This is a genomic window from Phyllobacterium myrsinacearum (assembly GCF_002980555.1).
Taxonomy (GTDB): domain Bacteria; phylum Pseudomonadota; class Alphaproteobacteria; order Rhizobiales; family Rhizobiaceae; genus Phyllobacterium; species Phyllobacterium myrsinacearum.
This window is the reverse complement of record NZ_PVBT01000032.1, coordinates 1-310: the sequence shown is the minus strand read 5'-3', so window position 1 is coordinate 310 and position 310 is coordinate 1. Positions and strand designations below refer to the sequence as shown.

Sequence of the window (310 nt, the reverse complement as noted above, 5' to 3'; positions counted from 1 at the left end):
CAACATGCTCTTCGAGGACACGCAGCAGCCCGAGCCGTCTGAGCGGCTCGGCCGCCGGGCTTGCCGGGCCGATGTCATGGCCGTCAATCCCGGCGCAAAGTTCATGATAGAGAATGATGTCGCAACTGCCCCCATATCGAACCGGCCGCGTCTCGAAGTCGACATGATCATCATTGAGCGTTCTGAACAATGCGGCAGCGGCCGCCATGTCGGCACGATAGGCCGCAATCCACTGTGTTCGGGCAGCGGCCGGGTATCTGCTCTGCTGCCGCCCCCCAAGCCAAGGAGATCGCTCGCTGGCGATGGTCGG

1 protein-coding gene is annotated in these 310 nt (G+C 63.2%); it reads right to left on the bottom strand.

What is annotated here, in order from left to right; all coding sequences use genetic code 11:
• Window positions 1-310: hypothetical protein (locus tag C5750_RS26715; RefSeq protein ID WP_170111942.1), on the bottom strand; the 310-nt coding region annotated here is incomplete at both ends.